The sequence below is a fragment of the Pseudomonas sp. HAR-UPW-AIA-41 genome (genome assembly GCF_002304225.1).
Taxonomy (GTDB): domain Bacteria; phylum Pseudomonadota; class Gammaproteobacteria; order Pseudomonadales; family Pseudomonadaceae; genus Aquipseudomonas.
Genome location: NZ_NSLB01000001.1, coordinates 402267 through 419217, shown reverse-complemented (window position 1 = coordinate 419217; position 16951 = coordinate 402267). Strand labels below are relative to the sequence as shown.

Here is a 16951-nt window from a genome sequence, read left to right as displayed (position 1 = left end):
CGATCAATCATGACTGGCCTGTGGACGGCAGCCAGACCGGCGACGTCACATACCATGAGCAACCTGTCACGCATTGCGCACCGCCTGAATAAACGCCTGAACCTTGGCTGCATCCTTGATTCCCTTGGCCAACTCCACGCCGCCACTGACATCCACGGCGTAAGGCCGCACGCGAGCAATGGCCTCCGCCACGTTCTGGGGTGTCAGTCCGCCTGCCAGCACAACCGGCTTGGGCAGATGTGACGGAACCAGATCCCAGTCGAAAGCCTCGCCAGTTCCACCAGGAATGCCTGGCACATAGGCATCCAGCAATACAGCCTGAGCCGAGGGGAAGGCGCGGACCTGAGCAGCAACATCATCACCCGCCTTGACCCGCAACGCCTTCATGTACGGACGACCATGGCCTTCGCAGGCCGCACAATCCTCATCGCCATGAAACTGCAAAAGATCGAGCGGCACGGCGTCCAGGGTTTCAGCAACTTCACAACGACTGGAATTGACGAAAAGACCAACCGTGGTCACGAAGGGCGGCAACGCCCGCACAATGGCCTGTGCCTGACTGACAGAGACGGCACGCGGGCTCTTGGCGTAGAACACCAGGCCGATGGCATCCGCCCCGGCAGCAACGGCAGCCAGAGCATCCTCGACGCGGGTAATGCCACAAATCTTGCTGCGAACGGCAGACACTGTGCAGATACCTAATGAGAAAGTGCCGGGATGTTAGCAAACGAAGCAAAGCGCCGTCAGCTCACCACATCCGGCAGAACGCTGAGAAAATGTGGCCCGATGTAACGTTTCGGCAAATCGAACTGCTCGGGATACTCCACCTGAACCAGATACAGACCATACGGATGCGCCGTGACACCGCCAGCCCGCCGGTCGCGTGCAGCCAGCACCTCGGCCGCCCACTCCACCGGACGCTCTCCGGCACCAATGGTCATCAGCACGCCGGCAAAGTTGCGCACCATATGGTGCAGAAAGGCATTGGCACGCACATCCAGCACGATCAGACGACCATGCTCGATCACCTCCAGGTGATGCAACGTCTTGACGGGGGACTTGGCCTGACACTGCACCGCACGGAATGAAGTGAAGTCATGAGTTCCCACCAGATGACGCGCCGCCTCGCGCATGCGCGAAACATCCAGAGGGCGGTGATTCCAGGTGACTTCCTCGGCCATGTGCGCCGGACGAATCTGATCGTTGTAGATCACATACCGGTAACGCCTGGCCATTGCACTGAAACGCGCATCGAACTCCCGCGGCATAGCCTTGGCCCAGGTCACGCTGATATCCGCTGGCAGATTGAGGTTGGCCCCCATCATCCAGGAATGCATGCTGCGCTCGACCGGAGTATCGAAGTGCACCACCTGACCCGAGGCATGCACCAGCGCATCGGTCCGCCCGGCACAACTGATGGTAATCGGAACGCCACCCGCGACCTTGGTCAGGGCTTTCTCCAGCGTTTCCTGGATGGACGGAATCCCGGCACGCTGACGCTGAAAACCACGATAACGCGAACCCCGGTATTCAACGCCCAGAGCAATCCTGAAAACGCCAGCGGCGGCCGAATCGGCCGCCGCTGTGGTTAGTACATCAACCATTTATCAAACCAGTTTTGCGATCAACTCACGGGCCTCGCCCTGCTGAGCCTCGTTACCTTCAGCCAGAACTTCATCAAGAATGTCACGTGCACCCTCGCTGTCGCCCATATCGATATAAGCGCGCGCCAGATCAAGCTTGGTGGCAGTCTCATCGGTACCGGAAAGGAAATCGAAGTCCTCTTCGCCTTCCAGAGCATCCGCCAGCGGAGCAGTCACAGGTGCTGCAGCTGGCTCGACCGGTGCCGGCTCACTCAGCGTCTCAGCCATCTGATCCAGCTCGGCACTGACCTGCTCCAACTGAGCAGCAAAGTCATCAGCCTCTACAACCGGAGCGGCAACCGGCTCATCAGCCAGGGACAGATCGAAGTCCATCGGCAGATCCAGCTCTTCAGCGGCCGACGCTGCAGCAGGCGCAGCCAATGGCTCATCCAGACTGAAATCAGCCAGATCGTCGGACAGCGCAGCCGGAGCATCGTCTTCCAGGCTCAGCGTGAACTCTTCGTCATCCGCAGCGGCCGGCAGATCAGCCTCAAGCTCCAGACTGAAGTCAGCCAGGTCATCCGACGGCTGACCGGAATCCGCACTGAGCAACGGCTCATCAGCCAGTTCCAGATCAAAGCCCAGATCATCTTCGGCCAGCGCAGCCGGTGCAGGCGCCGACGTCGGCTCTGCTGGCAGATCGAAGCTAAAGTCATCATCCAGCGAAAGCTCCGGGGCACTGCCAGCATCGGACGTATTCGGCAGGTCAGCCGCCAGATCAGCTTCCAGATCATCCAGACTCAGATCAAATGCGTCATCGAGATCACTTGCCTGCGCCTTGGCCGGCTCACTGACCGGGTCATCCAGCGTCAGATCATCCAGGCTGAAATCACCCAGATCGTCCAGCGCGGAGACCGATGCGGCAGCCACAGCGGCAGCGGCCACCATTGCCGGGTATTTGGCATTGAGCTGCTCAACCTGAGACTGTGCACCACCCATTTCCGCCAGCTCACCAGCCTGACGCTGATAGCCTTCGCGATCACCCATCTCGGCCAGCACTTCCATCAGCTTCAGTCGCAGGTCACTGCGCTGCGGCTCCTGATTGATGGCATTGTGCAAAAGATCAGCAGCCTGACTGAACTTGCCATAGGCGATGTAGATATCAGCTTCAGCCAGAGGATCGCCGGTCTGCGGAGTCACTCGCTCCTCTTCGACGGGAGCCTGTGCACTCTCGACTTCTTCAGACAGTCCCTCGAAGCTGCTCTCCGGCATATCAAGATCAGCTTCCAGATTCTGTTCGGACTGTCCGGCCAGCGTACTCTGCAGCTCGGCTTCCTTCATGGCGTTACGGCGCGACAGCACCATCAGACCAACCAACAGCAACAGCAGCGCACCGCCACCGGCAGCGCCAAGCAGCAACGGATTGGCCATCAGCTCATCAATGAAGCTGGCCGGCTCGGCCGGAGCCGGGGCAGGCACCGCCGCCGGTTTGACCGGCTGTACTGCAGGCTTGGCCGGCTCTGCTGGTTTGACTGCTTCAGCCGGTTTGGCAGCAGGTTCAGCTGCAGGCTTAACAGCAGGAGCAGCAGGAGCAGCAGGAGCAGCAGGCTTGGCCGGCTCTTCCGCATAGTTGAAGTCAGCCTGAGCCGGCTTGGTCTCGGCAGGTTTGACTTCAACCGGCTTAGTTTCAACCGGCTTGGCTTCTGCAGGTTTGCTGGCTGGCGGTACAACGGCCGCCGGTTTGCTCGCATCGGCCTTAGTCGGCTCGACAGCAGCAGGAGCTGCCGGCTTTGCTGCGGCCGCAGGAGCCGCAGCGGCCTTATCCTTGGCAGCCAGATCGGCCTGCAACTTGGCCATCTGCGCATCTTTCAGCGCCACCAGTTTCTGCAACTTGTCCAACTGGCTCTGCAGATCGCTCATGCGATCTTTCAGCTCGGCATTTTCGCTGCGGGTCGAATCAAGGCTCTCCTTGGTCACCGCCAGCTTGTCATGGAGCGCCTTGGCTTCAGCGGCGCCCTTCTCGCTACCGCCAGCAGCCTTGCCACTGTCGGCCGACACCAGCTTCAGGCTGTCCTGCTGCTCGACCTTGGCCGGAGCGGCACCAGCGCTCGCACGCTTGGTGGCATCCAGCTGACGGGCACCGGCCGGCGCAGCAGCCACGGCCCGACCTTCACGCCACGCCGCATTCTGCTCGGCAACCTGAGCTACCGCTTCGGCCTGACTGCGGGCCTTGATCTGCTGCTCGTCGGGCAGGCGCAGTACCTGATTGTTTTTCAGGCGATTGATGTTACCGGCCAGGAAGGCATCCGGATTGAGATCCTGAATGGCCAGCATGGTCTGATGAACCGAGACACGACTATTGGGACGCACACGAGCGGCAATTTCCCACAGCGTGTCGTTGCCGGTGGTCTTGTACTGATTGCCTTCGATGCGCGAAGAAGCTGCCGGAGCAGCCGCCGGACGCGGTGCCGGAGCGGTGTAAGTAGGTTTGCTGACAGGTGCCGCGGCCACCGGAACCTGTGGGCGGGTTACCGGAGCAGCAACAGGCATTTGCGGCGCTGCGGCGGCCTGAGGCGAATACATCGGCGGATCAAGCAGCACGGTGTATTCGCGCAGGGTACGGCCGGTTGGCCAGGCCACCTCGACCAGGAAATTCAGATAGGGCTCGCGTACCGGCTTGCTCGAGGTCACGCGAATCACGCTCTGACCGTTGGGCTTGATCACCGGAGTAAACTTGAGGTCGGTCAGGAAGTACTGGCGATCAACACCGGCCTTGCTGAACTCCTCAGGCGATGCCAGGGTGGAAACCACCTCACCGGAAGCCAGATCGCGCACTTCCATCAGTGCGATCTCAGCGTTCAGCGGCTGGTTCAGTGCCGACTTGAGGTTGATTTCCCCCAGCCCTAGCGCATGTGCCATTCCGGTTGACAGCGAAGACGCCGCCGCGATTGCCAGCACCAGTTTGCGAACCCGAACCATAGCGTTTTCCCTTGTTTTATCTTTTTTTCTCGACGCGCGAGAGGGGTCAGATTGAACGCTACCCGCTTCCGTTTGCACGAAGCCCCGCCAGCGTTCAGTCAAGCCAGTATTGTCAAGCTAGAAAAATTCTTCAAATTTTCCGGTAAGTATCTTTTACAGATAGTGTTTTATCAACAACTCGGCTATTTGCACAGCGTTTAGCGCCGCGCCTTTGCGTACGTTATCGGAAGTAATCCACAAATTAAGTTCGGTTGCATCGTCCAGACCTTGACGCAGTCGACCGACATAAATGGCATCCTGCCCTACGGCATCGCCCACAGGCGTCGGATAGTCACCCTCCTCGACCACTTCCAGCGCACTCTCGCAGGCCAGCGCCGCCCTTGCCTGCTCCGGCGCTAACGCCTCTGCAGACAGCAGACTGACACTCAGGCTATCGCCAAAAAACACCGGAGCCTGCACGAAAGTGGCACTGACCTTGAGTTCAGGCAGCGCCAGCACCTGACGCAACTCGGCCGCCAGACGCCGTTCCAGCAGCGCCTGACCTTCACCATCGACCTGACCGACCTGAGCCAGCAGATTGAACGCCACCTGCCGATCAAAAAGACGCGGTTCCAGCGGCCGGGCATTGAGCAACTCGGCGGTCTGCCTGGCCAGCTCGGTCACGCCTTCGCGGCCTCGCTGGGAAATCGCCAGCGCCGCCGTCACTGTCAAGCGACGCAGAGTATGCTCACGGGCCAGCGGCGCCAGCACGCAGGCCAACATGACCACAGGACTCAACGGGCTGGCCAGCACGTAGGGCGGCTTGAGCGCAGCGACCGCCCCGGCATTGACTTCAGGCACGATGCGCGGCGCCTCATCAGGCAAGAGCGCGCCGGACAGATCAATCAGCGCACAGCCCGCCGCCCGGGCGCGCGGCGCAAAACTGCGGGTCACCGCTTCGCCTGCCGCAAAAAAGGCGATCTGCACCTGAGCAAAATCGAACTCAGCGACATCGCGCACCCGCAGATTCTTGCCCCGGAAGGCAAAGCTCTGCCCGGCCGACTCGGCACTGGCCAGCAGATGCAGCGTACTCACCGGAAATTCGCGTTCCTCCAGCAGTTCGATAAGGGTTTCACCGACCAGGCCGGTCGCACCAATCAGGGCAATGGCAAAGGATTGAGACATGAACAGACCCCATAGAGAGAAACACTGCGCGGCACTCTAACGAGCGCCTGCAGAAAAGCAAAAGGGCCGGAACAAGCCGGCCCTTTTGTCCAACAGTCAGCAACTGCCGATCAGCGCTCCAGCAGGATGCGCAGCATGCGCCGCAGCGGCTCGGCAGCACCCCAGAGCAGCTGGTCGCCCACGGTGAAGGCGCCCAGGTACTGCGAACCCATGTTCAGCTTGCGCAGACGGCCCACCGGCACACTGAGCGTACCGGTCACGGCAGTCGGGCCCAGCTCGCGGATGCTGGCTTCACGCTGATTCGGCACCAGCTTGACCCAAGGATTGTGCTGGCTGATCAGCTGCTCGATGTCGGCCATCGGCACATCCTTGTTCAGCTTGATGGTCAGCGCCTGGCTGTGGCAGCGCATGGCCCCGATACGCACGCACAGGCCGTCCACCGGAATCGGGCTCTTGTTGCGGCCGAGGATCTTGTTGGTCTCGGCCTGACCTTTCCACTCTTCACGGCTCTGACCGTTGGGCAGTTCCTTGTCGATGTAGGGGATCAGACTGCCGGCCAGTGGCACACCGAAGTTGTCCACCGGGAAGGCTTCGCCACGCATGGTTTCGGCAACCTTGCGGTCAATGTCGAGGATGGCGCTGGCCGGGTTGGCCAGATCGTCAGCCACGGCACCGTGAATGGCACCCATCTGCTTGATCAGCTCACGCATGTTCTGCGCGCCCGCACCGGAAGCCGCCTGATAGGTCATGGCGCTCATCCACTCGACCAGCCCGGCCTCGTACAGACCGCCCAGCGCCATCAGCATCAGGCTGACGGTGCAGTTACCGCCGATGTAGTTCTTGGTGCCGGCATCAAGCTGCTGATCGATGACCTTGCGGTTCACCGGGTCCAGCACGATCACGGCGTCATCGGCCATGCGCAGGGTCGAGGCAGCGTCGATCCAGTAGCCATTCCAGCCGGCTTCGCGCAGCTTGGGGAAGACTTCGCTGGTGTAGTCGCCACCCTGACAGGTCAGGATCACGTCCAGGCTTTTCAGCTCGTCGATGCTGTAGGCATCCTTCAGCGGGGCAATGTCCTTGCCCACGGCAGGCCCTTGGCCGCCGACATTGGAGGTGGTGAAGAACACCGGCTCGATCAGGTCAAAGTCACGCTCTTCCAGCATGCGCTGCATGAGCACGGAACCGACCATACCGCGCCAACCGATCAGACCTACACGTTTCATAACGACTACACCCTTGTTAACAGCCCGCCGCTACAGTCACGACGGGGCTGGAAAGATTACAGACTACGCAGCGCTTCGACTACCGCATCACCCATGCCGGCGGTGCCAACTTTGGTCTTGCCTTCCGACCAGATGTCGCCGGTGCGCAGGCCCTGATCCAGCACCTTGCTCACCGCCAGCTCGATGGCATCAGCGGCAGCGGACTGGTTGAAGCTGTAACGCAGCATCATGGACACCGAGAGGATGGTCGCCAGCGGGTTGGCGATGCCCTTGCCGGCGATGTCCGGTGCCGAACCATGGCACGGTTCGTACATGCCCTTGTTGTTGGCGTCCAGGGATGCCGACGGCAGCATGCCGATGGAGCCGGTGAGCATGGAGGCTTCATCGGAGAGGATGTCGCCGAACATGTTGTCGGTGACCATCACGTCGAACTGCTTGGGCGCACGGACCAGCTGCATGGCGGCGTTGTCGACATACATGTGCGACAGCTCGACCTCCGGATAGTCCTTGGCCACTTCCTCGACCACGGCGCGCCACAGCTGGCTGGAGGCCAGCACGTTGGCCTTGTCCACTGAGCAGAGCTTCTTGTTGCGCACCATGGCCATGTCGAAGCCGACCTTGGCGATACGGCGGATCTCGCTCTCGCTGTACGGCAGAGTGTCGTAAGCCATGCGCTCGCCGTTTTCCAGCACCTTGCTTTCGCGCGGCTGGCCGAAGTAGATGCCGCCGGTCAGCTCACGGACGATGAGGATATCCAGGCCGGCCACCACTTCCGGCTTGAGGCTGGAAGCCTCGGCCAGCTGCGGATAGAGAATGGCCGGACGCAGGTTGCCGAACAGGCCCAGCTGCGAGCGGATCTTCAGCAGGCCGCGCTCCGGGCGGATGGCCGGATCGATGCTGTCCCACTTCGGCCCCCCCACAGCGCCGAGCAGCACGGCATCGGAGGCACGGGCCCGCTCCAGGGTCTCGTCGGCCAGCGGTACGCCGTAACGATCGATGGCGGCGCCACCCAGATCATCGAAGGACAGCTCGAAACCGAGGTTGTACTTCTCATTGGCCAGGTTCAGTACCTTGACCGCCTCGGCCATGATTTCCGGGCCGATACCGTCGCCCGGGAGAACCAGAATCTGCTTGCTCATGCTCAATCCTTATTACTTGATCGCGCCGAACAGCCAGGGGCTGCTCTGCTGGTGTTTGGCTTCGAAGGCCTTGATGGCATCACTGTCCTGCAGGGTCAGGCCAATGTCGTCCAGACCATTGAGCAGGCAGTGCTTGCGGAAGGCATCGATCTCGAAGCTGTACTGCACGCCATCCGGACGGGTCACGGTCTGCGCCGCCAGGTCCACGGTCAGCTGATAGCCCTCGATGGCCTCGGCCTGCTGGAACAGCGCATCGACCTCTTCATCCTTGAGGATGATCGGCAGCAGGCCGTTCTTGAAGCTGTTGTTGAAGAAGATGTCAGCAAAGCTCGGCGCGATCACGGTGCGGAAACCGTATTCGTCCAGCGCCCATGGCGCGTGCTCGCGGCTCGAACCGCAGCCGAAGTTCTCGCGGGCCAGCAGCACGCTGGCGCCCTGATAGCGCGGGAAGTTCAGCACGAAGTCCTTGTTCAGCGGACGGTTCGAGCAGTCCTGATTCGGCTGCCCCACATCCAGATAGCGCCACTCGTCGAACAGGTTCGGGCCGAAGCCGGTGCGCTTGATGGATTTGAGGAACTGCTTGGGAATGATCTGGTCGGTGTCGACGTTGGCACGATCCAGCGGAGCCACCAGGCCAGTGTGTTGGGTAAAGGCTTTCATCATCTGTCTCCTCAGGCCTGGATCAGTTCGCGCACGTCGATGAAGTGACCGGTCACGGCAGCTGCCGCGGCCATGGCCGGGCTGACCAGGTGGGTACGGCCACCGGCGCCCTGACGGCCTTCGAAGTTGCGGTTGGAGGTCGAGGCGCAATGCTCGCCGCTGCCCAGCTTGTCGGGGTTCATCGCCAGGCACATGGAGCAGCCCGGCTCACGCCATTCGAAACCGGCTTCGATGAAGATCTTGTCCAGCCCCTCGGCCTCGGCCTGCGCCTTGACCAGACCGGAACCCGGCACCACCAGCGCCTGCTTGACGGTAGCGGCGACCTTGCGCCCCTTGGCCACCTCGGCGGCGGCGCGCAGGTCTTCGATCCGCGAGTTGGTGCAGGAGCCGATGAACACGCGGTCCAGCTTGATCTCGGTGATCGGCTGGTTGGCGGTCAGGCCCATGTACTTGAGCGCACGGACGATGGAGTCGCGCTTGACCGGGTCGGCCTCGGCTGCCGGGTCCGGCACTTTCTCATCCACAGCCAGAACCATCTCCGGCGAGGTGCCCCAGGACACCTGCGGCTTGATCTCTTCGGCCTTCAGCTCGACCACGGTATCGAACTGCGCATCCGCGTCAGACACCAGGCCCTTCCACTGCTCGACGGCCTTGGCCCAGTCAGCGCCCTTGGGCGCAAACGGACGGCCCTCGACATAGGCGATGGTCTTTTCATCGACAGCCACCAGACCGACGCGCGCACCGGCCTCGATGGCCATGTTGCAGATGGTCATGCGGCCTTCCATCGACAGGTCACGGATAGCGCTGCCGGCAAATTCCAGCGCGTGGCCGTTACCACCCGCGGTGCCGATCTTGCCGATCACGGCCAGCACGATGTCCTTGGCGGTAACGCCGAAGGACAACTGACCTTCGACACGCACCTGCATGTTCTTCATTTTCTTGGCCACCAGGCACTGGGTGGCGAGCACGTGCTCCACCTCGGACGTGCCGATGCCGTGGGCCAGCGCGCCGAAGGCACCATGGGTGGAGGTGTGCGAGTCGCCGCAGACCACGGTCATGCCCGGCAGGGTGGCGCCCTGCTCCGGGCCGACCACGTGAACGATGCCCTGGCGGCTGTCGTTCATCTTGAATTCGAGGATGCCGAAGTCATCGCAGTTCTCGTCGAGGGTCTGCACCTGAATGCGAGACACTTCATCGACGATGGCTTCCAGGCCACCCTGGCGCTCGGCCTTGGTGGTCGGCACGTTGTGGTCCGGGGTGGCGATGTTGGCGTCGATGCGCCACGGCTTGCGCCCGGCCAGACGCAGCCCTTCGAAGGCCTGCGGCGAGGTCACTTCGTGGAGGATCTGCCGGTCGATGTAGATCAGCGACGAACCGTCGTCGCGGCGCTTCACCTCGTGCATGTCCCAGAGCTTGTCGTACAGCGTTTTGCCGGCCATCTGCTGTTCCTCTATCGGTTTGCGCGGGCTGCCCGCGCGAATCAGGTCATTTGCAAGCAAGGGTCGAACGCCCTTTTGTGCATGAGGCGATGCTAGGGGCTTGCATTGAATAACTCAAATTCATAATTTTCATCACCTGGATAACCAAAAGGAATCCAACATGGATCTGGCCAACCTCAATGCCTTCATCGCCATCGCCGAGGCCGGCAGCTTCTCCGAAGCCGGCGAGCGACTGCACCTGACCCAGCCCGCCGTGAGCAAGCGCATCGCCGGTCTGGAGCAGCAGCTCAATGTGCGCCTGTTCGACCGCATCGGCCGCGAAGTCAGCCTGACCGAGGCCGGCCGGGCCCTGCTGCCGCGCGCCTACCAGATCCTCAATGTACTGGACGATACCCGCCGCGCCCTGACCAACCTCAACGGCGAGATCAGCGGTCGCCTGACCCTGGCAACCAGCCACCACATCGGCCTGCACCGCCTGCCCCCTCTGCTGCGTGCCTTTACCCGCGCCCACCCGCAGGTTGCGCTGGACATCCAGTTCCTCGACTCGGAAGTGGCCTATGAGGAAGTGCTGCACGGTCGCGCCGAACTGGCGGTGATCACCCTGGCCCCGGAAACCCGGCCACCGGTGGCCGCCACGGCAATCTGGGACGATGTACTGGACTTCGTCGCCGCCCCCGAACACCCGCTGGCGCGCAACGGCGCCGTCAGCCTGGCCGACGTGGCGCGGCATCCGGCGGTATTTCCCGGCGACAACACCTTTACCCACCACATCGTGCGCCGCCTGTTCGAGGCCGAAGGGCTCAAGCCGAACATCGGCATGAGCACCAACTACCTGGAAACCATCAAGATGATGGTGTCCATCGGCATTGCCTGGAGCGTGCTGCCGCGCACCATGCTCGACAGTCAGGTCGCCGCCCTGCCACTCCCCGGCGTCCAGCTGATGCGTCGACTAGGCTATATCGTGCATACCGAACGCACTCTGTCCAACGCCGCGCGCGCCTTTATTGCTTTGCTGGAAGAGCAGCGCCACTGAGCCGGCAATGTTGCTTGCAGGTAAGCCGGCAACGGGGCTAGTGTGACCGGACAATAACGATCAGCACCCTTGTCCGAGCACGGACCAGTACGTGCCGACATGTAGTGGAACTGCTGCCTATGGCTGAAGCCTCACCCGCCGCGCCTGCCGATCTGCACGCCCATCTGAGTCAACTCAGTGCGGCGCTGGATGCCGCGCAACTGGGTACCTGGTTCTGGGACCCGCAAGCTGACCTGCTCAATCTCTCGCCCGGCTGCCTGCGCCTGCTTGGCCGAAACCCGCAGCAGCCCTTGCGTCAACTCAGCGACTATATCGAACTGATTATTGAGGAAGACCGCGCAGAACTGATTGCCACCCTGGCCTCGCTCGATCAGCAACCCGGCCGTGAGCTAGCCCTGAAGCATCGCATTAAACTGGCGGACGGCACCTTACGCTGGCTGGAACTGAGTGGCCAACTGCTGACCCAGGCCGACGGCAAGCCCAGCCTGCTTGGCGTATTGCGCGATATCAGCCACCTGCAACAGCGCGAGGCTGAGCAAGCCGCTACTCAGGCACGCTACAGCGCCCTGTTCCAGCTCAACCCCGGCCCCATGGCACTGCTGCGCTATTGCGATGGCTGCATCATCGATGTCAATGACCAGTTCTGTGAACTCTTTGGCTGGTCACGGCAGGACTGCCTGGGACACACAGCCATGGAGTTGGAGCTATGGGTCGATACCCAGCAACGCGATGAACTGCGGCGCCGCAGCCGCCATCTCGAAAAGCCCGTCACGCTCTTCGCCCTCTTTCGCCGACGCGATGGCCAGCAACTCTGTGGCACGCTCTCGGCGCGCAGCATCGTGATCGATGGCGAACCCTGCCTGCTGTGCAGCTTTCTTGATGAAAGCGAACGCATTGCGACAGAACAAGCTCTGCATAGCAGTGAGGAAAAGTTCGCTAAAACCTTCCTTACCACGCCGGACACGGTTGTCATCACAGACCGTACGACGGGACGCTTTATCGCCGTCAACCCCTCATTCGAGAAGCAATTTGGCTGGAGTACCGCCGAAGCGATTGGCAAGACATCCTTGGAACTGGGTATTTGGGGTGATCCCCAAGACCGCCAGCGGATGATTGATGCACTCGACGCCCAAGGACGACTCGAACACCTTGAGGCCGAGCTGTGCCACCGTAACGGCGCAACCAGCACCAACCTCTTGTATGGTGCCGAATGCGAGATTGAAGGACGCACCTGCCTGGCCCTGACACTGCGCGACATCACTCTGCAACGCCGCCAGGAGCAGGCACTGCGTAGCAGTGAACAACGTCTCAAACTGGCCCTGGATTCGGCACAACTGGGCACCTGGGACTGGGATCTGAAGACGCTGCAGTTCTTCGCCTCAGCGCGCTGCAGCAGACTGCACGGTTTGTCTGATGAACCGTTCCATGCCGACTACAGGCAGTTCTTCGTCCACCTTGAGCGCAATGACCAGCAGCACCTTCGCGAACAATTTGAAGAGATGAAGCGCCAGCCTGGCCAAGCTCGCCAGCTGCACTATAGGGTCAGGCTTCCTCAAGGCGGTCATCTTCATCTTGAGAGTACGGCCACTCTTTACCTGGACGAACAGGGTCAACCGCGCCGCATCACCGGTGTGGTCGCCGATATCACCGAGCGGACACAGCGCGAGCGGCAAATTGCTGCATCTGAGGAAAAGTTCGTCACCCTGTTCAACTCAAGCCCGGACCCGATCTGCGTATCGCGCATTCGCGACGGCCATTTCATCGACATCAATCCAAGCTTCACCCAGATCTTTGGCTGGAGCCTCGACGATCTGCTAGGCCGCGACGCCGGCAGCGTGCCCTTCTGGGCACTGGCCAGTGAGCGCCAACGCCTGTTCCAAAAACTGAAAGCTCAACAAGGCTTGGATAATGAACTGGCGCAGTACAACACCAAGGGCGGCGATCTCCTGACCTGCCAGGTGTCCAGCCGCTTTATCCGCGTCGACCGTCAGCTGTGCATCGTCTCGACCTTCCGCGACGTAACCGACCGCGAAAATGCCGAACGCCTGCTCAAGTACAGCGAGGAGAAATTTGCCAAGGCGTTCCACGCCTCGCCCGATGCCATCAGCATCAGCGAGCGCAGCACCGGCCGCTTCCTTGAGGTCAACGCCGGCTTCTGCCGTCTCACCGGCTATCAGCCCGAGGAAGTACTCGGACGGACGTCCCTGGAACTCAATACCTGGGCCGATGCCAGCCAGCGCCAACTGCTGATCGACCACCTGCAACGCGACGGCCATGTACACAATCTCGAGCTACAGGCGCTGAGCCGCGATGGCCGGGCCATGACCGTGGAAGTCTCCGCCGAGCCGATCAGCATTGCCGGCAGCGACTGCTTGTTGCTGATCTCCCGTGACGTCACCGCCTTCAAACAGGCTCAGGCACAGATCCAGCATCTGGCCTACCACGATCCACTGACCAACCTGCCCAACCGCACGCTGCTGCTCGACCGTCTGACCCAACAGATCGCGCTGCTCAAGCGTCACAACCTGCGCGGCGCCCTGCTCTATCTGGACCTCGACCACTTCAAGCACATCAACGACTCACTCGGCCACCCGGTTGGCGACTCGGTGCTGAAGATGGTCACCGCCCGCCTGGAATCCTGCGTGCGCATGGAGGACACCGTGGCGCGCCTGGGTGGCGACGAGTTCGTCGTGCTGCTCAGCGGTCTGGAAGGCAAGCGCACCGAGGCCACCCGCGAGGCACGCAGCGTTGCCGACAAGCTGCGCACCCTGCTGGCCGAGCCGATGCTCATTGAAGGTCATCGTCTGCAGATCACCCCGAGCATCGGCATCGCCATGCTGCCCGACCACGGCGACAACCCGGCCGACCTGCTCAAGCGGGCCGACATTGCCCTGTACCGGGCCAAGGACTCCGGGCGCAACACCGTGCAGGTGTTCCAGAAAACCATGCAGACCGTGGCCAGCGAACGCCTGCGTCTGGAAAGCGACCTGCGCCTGGCCCTGCCACGCAACGAATTCCTCCTGCACTTCCAGCCCCAGGTCGACAGCCAGTCGCAGCGCATGGTCGGCGCCGAGGTATTGCTGCGCTGGCAACACCCCACGCTGGGCCAGCAGTCACCGGCGCTGTTCATCCAGATTCTCGAAGAGAGCGGGCTGATTCTCGAAGTCGGCAACTGGGTACTGCGTCAGGCCTGCCTGCAGACTCAACAGTTGCTGGAGCAGGGGCTGGTGCAACGTGAAGAGTTCAGCATCAGCGTCAACATCAGCCCGCGGCAGTTCCGTCAGGTCGACTTCGTCGAGCAGGTGATGGATTGCCTGGAAAACTCGCGCCTGCCGGCCCGCATGCTCAAGCTGGAAATCACCGAAGGCATCGTGATCCAGAACCTCGACGACACCATCGCCAAGATGAACCGCCTGAAGAAACTCGGCGTCAGCTTCGCCATGGACGACTTCGGCACCGGTTACAGCTCGCTGACCTACCTCAAGCGCCTGCCGGTGGACGTGCTGAAGATCGACCAGTCGTTCGTCCGCGATGCCTGCATCGATCAGAACGATGCCGAGATCATCCGCGCCATTGTCGCCATGGCGCAAAGTCTGGGCCTGACCCTGGTGGCCGAAGGGGTGGAAACCCCGCAGCAGCTGGCGCTGCTGGAAGCCCAGGGCTGTCACGTGTGCCAGGGCTATCTGTTCAGCAAACCAGTCCCCCTGCAGGACTTCTGCCAGCTGTTGCTGCCGGCCTGTGACGGCTCGGTGCCTGATCAGCTCAGCTGACGGCGACTGACGAACTCGCGCAGTTCGCCGCTCAGCGGATCGGTAAAGCTCAGGCGGCGCGCCAGCAGTTGCAGCGGCCGGCTGAAGTCATCGGCCTCCTCGGCCTGAACCACCGGGTACCAGGGGTCATTGAGCAGCGGCGCACCAAGCGCCGCCATCTGCACGCGCAGCTGATGCTTGCGTCCGCTGTGCGGGTACAACGCATAGAGCCAGCAGTCAGCACGCCGCTCCAGCACCTCGATACGCGTCTGACTGTTGGCCGGCCCCTCGGCGATGCGGGTCAGAAAGAAGGGTTCGCCCCGCTCCAGACAATGCTCGGCCAGGTAGGGAAACTGCAGCTGCTCCAGCGCCGGCGCCAGCGCCTCGTAGGTCTTGTCGATGCGCCGCTCACGAAACAGCGCCTGGTAGGCATCGCGGCTGGACGGCTGACAGGAGAACATCAACAACCCGGCCGTCAGGCGATCCAGGCGGTGCAGCGGCACCAGCTGCGGATTGTCCAGCAGCCGTTGCAGGCGGGTCAGCGCCGTCTGCTCGACCCACTGTCCCACCGGGGCACAGGCGAGAAAGTGCGGCTTGTCGACCACCAGCAGGTGCTCGTCCTGATAGAGAATCTCCAGCTCGAAGGGAATCTGCGGCTCGTCCGCCACCTCGCGGAAATACTGCACCCCCAGACCCTCGCGGTAAGGGCTGCACTCGTTCAGCGGCTGGCCGGCCAAGTCCTGCACCAGTCCGCGCTGCATGCGCGAACGCCAGACATCCTCGGCAACGCCGGAAAACGCGCGCACAGGCACTCCAGCACGGTGTGCCAGGGACCACGCGGCAGGTGCAGACGACTGGCGGCAGGCAGGGATTTGGACAAAGGACGACATCCCGGACAAGAGCTAAGGACACGCATTAGAGCCTGTTCACAGGCTCGCTAGCTAGAGCCAGGCCCACCGGCACAGATCAAGGCAAAGCCGGACGCTTCGGGTTAGTCTTGCGCAATAGGCGAATGAGCGAGGCACGGATGATCATTCTGGCGGCAGACATCGGAGGCACCCAGGCACGGCTGTTACTGGCCGAAGCTCAGGGCAGCCAGTGGCAGCCCGTGCGCCAGGCCGTATTGCCCAGTCAGGCGTTCGCCAGCCTGCAGGAGTTGCTGGCGCAGTTCCTTGAGCCGGGCGAGCAGCCCAACAGCGCCTGCCTGGCCCTTGCCGGCCCGGTCCACCAGCAGCAGGTGCAACTGACCAACCTGCCCTGGCAGGTGGATGCCGGTGAGCTCAGCCGCCAGCTGCACATCCCGCACCTGCAACTGATCAATGACTTTGCCGCCCAGGCCCATGGCCTGCCTCTGCTGCCTGACTCAGCGCTCACCACCTTGCAGGCGGGCACCAGCCGCCTCGGCACCCGCGCCCTGCTCGGTGCCGGCACCGGTCTGGGCATGGCTCTGCTGGGCGGCACGGCCCAGCACCCGCTGGCGCTGGCCAGCCAGGGCGGGCATGCCGATTTTGCCCCGGCCGATGAGCAGCAGATCGAGCTGCTGCAGTTTCTGCGTCGTCACTACCGGCGCGTGAGTCTGGAACTACTCCTCTGCGGTCGTGGCCTGAGCCGCCTGTATGCCTTCTTCACCGCACAAGCCGCCGACCATCCGCAATTGCCCGACGCCCGGCAGATCAGCCGGCTGGCCGAACAGGGCGATGACGCCGCACGACAGAGCCTTGAGCTGTTCGCCCGCCTGCTCGGCAGCGCCGCCGGCAACCTGGCGCTGACCAGCCTGGCCGAGGGTGGTGTCTATATTTCCGGGGGTATCGCACCAAAGATGCTGCCGTACCTGCAACAGCCCGCCGTGCTGCAGGCCTTTGCCGACAAGCCGCCGATGCAGGCACTGCTGAGCGGAATCGGCCTGCATGTGGTGCGCGATGAGTTGCTCGGCCTGCACGGCGCCGCCCAGGTCGCCCTGCAACTGGCGCGGCGGCACTAGC

At 62.3% G+C, this 16951-nt stretch carries 11 protein-coding genes and 1 pseudogene; 3 read left to right on the top strand and 9 right to left on the bottom strand.

All coding sequences use genetic code 11. The features are described 5' to 3' along the window. Positions 1–66: 66 nt before the first annotated feature. The 8 genes from CK486_RS01950 to leuC all read right to left on the bottom strand — a co-directional run bounded on the left by CK486_RS01950 (position 67) and on the right by leuC (position 10187). A complete protein-coding gene (locus CK486_RS01950) occupies positions 67–687 on the bottom strand; it encodes a phosphoribosylanthranilate isomerase (RefSeq protein WP_095938592.1) in 621 nt (206 codons plus the stop codon). 56 nt (positions 688–743) lie between these two features. Continuing rightward, a complete protein-coding gene (gene truA, locus CK486_RS01945) occupies positions 744–1604 on the bottom strand; it encodes a tRNA pseudouridine(38-40) synthase TruA (RefSeq protein WP_095938591.1) in 861 nt (286 codons plus the stop codon). Between the two features lie 3 nt (positions 1605–1607). After that, positions 1608–4562, bottom strand: a complete 2955-nt coding sequence (locus CK486_RS01940) for a FimV/HubP family polar landmark protein (protein ID WP_095938590.1) — start codon at positions 4560–4562, stop codon at positions 1608–1610. A gap of 153 nt (positions 4563–4715) precedes the next feature. Further along, a complete protein-coding gene (locus CK486_RS01935) occupies positions 4716–5726 on the bottom strand; it encodes an aspartate-semialdehyde dehydrogenase (RefSeq protein ID WP_095938589.1) in 1011 nt (336 codons plus the stop codon). A 110-nt stretch (positions 5727–5836) separates the two neighbouring features. Continuing rightward, a complete protein-coding gene (gene asd, locus CK486_RS01930; protein WP_095938588.1) occupies positions 5837–6949 on the bottom strand; it encodes an aspartate-semialdehyde dehydrogenase in 1113 nt (370 codons plus the stop codon). A 56-nt stretch (positions 6950–7005) separates the two neighbouring features. Beyond that, positions 7006–8088, bottom strand: coding sequence for a 3-isopropylmalate dehydrogenase (gene leuB, locus CK486_RS01925; RefSeq protein WP_095938587.1), 1083 nt, complete (start codon positions 8086–8088; stop codon positions 7006–7008). Between the two features lie 12 nt (positions 8089–8100). Further along, on the bottom strand, positions 8101–8748 hold the full coding sequence (gene leuD / locus CK486_RS01920; RefSeq protein WP_095938586.1) for a 3-isopropylmalate dehydratase small subunit: 648 nt from the start codon (positions 8746–8748) through the stop codon (positions 8101–8103). A gap of 11 nt (positions 8749–8759) precedes the next feature. After that, complete coding sequence (gene leuC, locus CK486_RS01915) at positions 8760–10187, bottom strand: 3-isopropylmalate dehydratase large subunit (RefSeq protein ID WP_095938585.1); 1428 nt, start codon at positions 10185–10187, stop codon at positions 8760–8762. A 160-nt stretch (positions 10188–10347) separates the two neighbouring features. Here leuC and CK486_RS01910 point away from each other — a divergent pair, with 160 nt between their 5' ends. Both CK486_RS01910 and CK486_RS01905 read left to right on the top strand, forming a co-directional pair. Beyond that, on the top strand, positions 10348–11220 hold the full coding sequence (locus CK486_RS01910; RefSeq protein ID WP_095938584.1) for a LysR family transcriptional regulator: 873 nt from the start codon (positions 10348–10350) through the stop codon (positions 11218–11220). Between the two features lie 119 nt (positions 11221–11339). Further along, a complete protein-coding gene (locus CK486_RS01905; protein WP_095938583.1) occupies positions 11340–14990 on the top strand; it encodes a PAS domain S-box protein in 3651 nt (1216 codons plus the stop codon). On the opposite strand, the pseudogene CK486_RS01900 reads toward CK486_RS01905, so the two are convergent. Continuing rightward, a pseudogene (locus CK486_RS01900) lies at positions 14978–15885 on the bottom strand (pseudouridine synthase). The gene CK486_RS01905 and the pseudogene CK486_RS01900 overlap by 13 nt on opposite strands. Positions 15886–15981: 96 nt before the next feature. Here CK486_RS01900 and glk point away from each other — a divergent pair. Then, positions 15982–16950 carry a glucokinase gene (gene glk / locus CK486_RS01895; protein WP_095938582.1) on the top strand — a complete coding sequence of 323 codons (969 nt, stop codon included), beginning with the start codon at positions 15982–15984 and terminating at the stop codon, positions 16948–16950. Position 16951: the final 1 nt, after the last annotated feature.